The sequence below is a fragment of the Microcystis sp. LE19-84.1B genome (assembly GCF_027531875.1).
GTDB lineage: Bacteria > Cyanobacteriota > Cyanobacteriia > Cyanobacteriales > Microcystaceae > Microcystis > Microcystis panniformis.
Genome location: NZ_JAPZSR010000242.1, coordinates 1 through 2,458, shown reverse-complemented (window position 1 = coordinate 2,458; position 2,458 = coordinate 1). Strand labels below are relative to the sequence as shown.

Annotated in this window: 2 protein-coding genes; both read left to right on the top strand. The window is 48.9% G+C overall.

Annotation, left to right across the window (positions count from 1 at the left end; genetic code table 11):
- Window positions 1–360 precede the first annotated feature (360 nt).
- On the top strand, window positions 361–1,809 hold the full coding sequence (gene atpD / locus O9324_RS13995; RefSeq protein ID WP_002766069.1) for a F0F1 ATP synthase subunit beta: 1,449 nt from the start codon (window positions 361–363) through the stop codon (window positions 1,807–1,809).
- A gap of 74 nt (window positions 1,810–1,883) precedes the next feature.
- A complete protein-coding gene (gene atpC, locus O9324_RS13990; protein ID WP_185241173.1) occupies window positions 1,884–2,300 on the top strand; it encodes an ATP synthase F1 subunit epsilon in 417 nt (138 codons plus the stop codon).
- Window positions 2,301–2,458: the final 158 nt, after the last annotated feature.

Here is a 2,458-nt window from a genome sequence, read left to right as displayed (position 1 = left end):
ACTAGCTTCATATCTTGATTATACCTGATAACGTTCTTAAAATCTATCGGTGGTCAAAGTTACTTATTTTAGTTATGTAGCTACAGAAATGAGTAGCTTTAAAAAGCTTTAGGTAGGTTTTTGGTTTCTGTGGTTAACCCCTGTGTTTGTCAAGCAGGGAGCGGGAAGCGGGAAGCGGGGGGAACAAATAAAATAATCTCCCGTCTCCGAGTCTCCTGACGACCGACTGCTGAGGGCTGATAGCGAAAATAACTGATCTGATCCCCTAGCGTGATAAGCTGAGTATTGGCTAATTTTACAAAAAATTAAGACTTTCCCCTTGTGGGAGTTATCAGCTAAAACCCAGAGTAGACATAAACAATGGTAGCGACAACAGAAACTAACGTTGGTAAAATCGTCCAGATCATCGGTCCGGTCATCGATGCCGAATTTCCCAGTGGCAACCTGCCCCGTATTTATAATGCCTTAACCGTAAAAGGAACTAACTCCGCCGGTCAAAATTTATCCGTTACTTGTGAAGTACAACAGTTACTCGGTGACAACCAAGTGCGTGCCGTTGCCATGAGTACCACCGATGGTTTAGTGCGCGGTATGGATATCGTGGACACCGGCGCAGCGATTAGCGTTCCCGTGGGTAAATGCACCCTCGGTCGGATTTTTAACGTTCTTGGTGAACCCGTGGACGAAAAAGGACCGGTTAACGTCACCGAAACCTCTCCTATTCACCGTCCCGCTCCCAAATTAGTCGATCTTGAAGTGACACCGACGGTTTTTGAAACCGGTATCAAGGTGATTGACCTGCTCACCCCCTACCGTCAAGGTGGTAAAATCGGCCTCTTTGGGGGTGCTGGTGTGGGCAAAACCGTCATTATGATGGAATTAATCAACAATATCGCCATTCAACACGGGGGTGTCTCGGTTTTTGGCGGTGTGGGTGAAAGAACCCGCGAAGGAAACGACCTCTACAACGAGATGATCGAATCGAAGGTAATCAACGCTGATAACCCCGAAGAATCGAAAATCGCCCTCGTTTACGGTCAGATGAACGAACCCCCCGGAGCGAGAATGCGCGTCGGTCTCTCCGCTTTGACCATGGCCGAATATTTCCGCGATGTCAACAAGCAAGACGTACTCTTATTTGTCGATAATATCTTCCGTTTCGTGCAAGCTGGTTCGGAAGTATCGGCGCTCCTCGGTCGGATGCCTTCTGCGGTAGGATACCAACCCACCCTCGGCACGGACGTAGGCGACCTGCAAGAGCGGATTACCTCCACCAAAGAGGGATCGATCACTTCCATCCAAGCGGTCTATGTACCCGCGGATGACTTGACTGACCCCGCTCCTGCCACTACCTTCGCTCACTTGGACGGAACTACTGTACTATCCCGGGGTCTGGCTTCCAAAGGTATCTATCCGGCGGTAGATCCCCTCGGTTCCACCAGCACCATGCTCCAAGCTGATATCGTCGGTGATGAACACTACGGCACCGCTCGCGCCGTCCAATCTACCCTGCAACGCTATAAAGAGTTACAGGACATCATCGCTATTCTCGGTTTAGACGAATTATCGGAAGAAGATCGTCTCACCGTTGACCGCGCTCGTAAAATTGAGCGTTTCCTCTCGCAACCTTTCTTCGTGGCCGAAGTGTTCACCGGTTCTCCGGGTAAATACGTTACCCTCGCTGATACGATCAAAGGCTTCCAGATGATCCTCAAAGGTGAACTCGATAGCTTACCCGAACAAGCGTTCTATATGGTCGGCAGTATCGATGAAGCGATCGCTAAAGGCGCAAAACTCAAAAAAGGCTAATTAAAAGTCAGTAGTAACCGCTAAACGCGGTTACTAAACCCAGAAATCTGCCAAAATTATCGTTATTATCACCAATGAGCATTACAGTACGGGTTATTACACCCGATCGCATTGTCTGGGATAACGTGGCTGAAGAAGTAATCCTACCCAGTTCCACGGGACAATTAGGTATTCTTAGCGGTCACGCTCCTTTATTAACTGCCCTGAATATTGGCGTAATGCGAATTCGACCGGGGAAAGACTGGGAAAATATCGCAGTTTTGGGCGGTTTTGCCGAAGTCGAAAATAATGAGATCAAAGTCCTCGTTAACGGGGCGGAATTAGGCTCAAAAATCGATAAGGAAAAAGCTCGCACCGAATACGAACAGGCCCAAACCCGTCTCGATGAAGCCAGTAAAGGGGATGACCGTCGCAAAACTATCCAAGCGCAACAATCATGGCGCAAAGCTCGCGCTAGATACCAGGCCGCTGGCGGTTTAGTATCGGTTTAAACCCAACCAAATCCAATTAGGGTCTGCTGAAAAAGTACGGGCGAAGCATTCGGATAGAAAATCTCCGGTTTCACCGATAGGTTATTGCCCGAATGCTTCGCCCCTACGGGACGCGGGCCGATGAAGACGCAAGGTTTTGAAGCACGATTCTCTCAAAA

What these genes read in the sequence shown, in the direction of transcription:
- atpD (WP_002766069.1), top strand. Translation starts at nt 361, where the DNA reads ATGGTAGCGACAACAGAAACTAACGTTGGTAAAATCGTCCAGATCATC.
- atpC (WP_185241173.1), top strand. Translation starts at nt 1,884, where the DNA reads ATGAGCATTACAGTACGGGTTATTACACCCGATCGCATTGTCTGGGAT.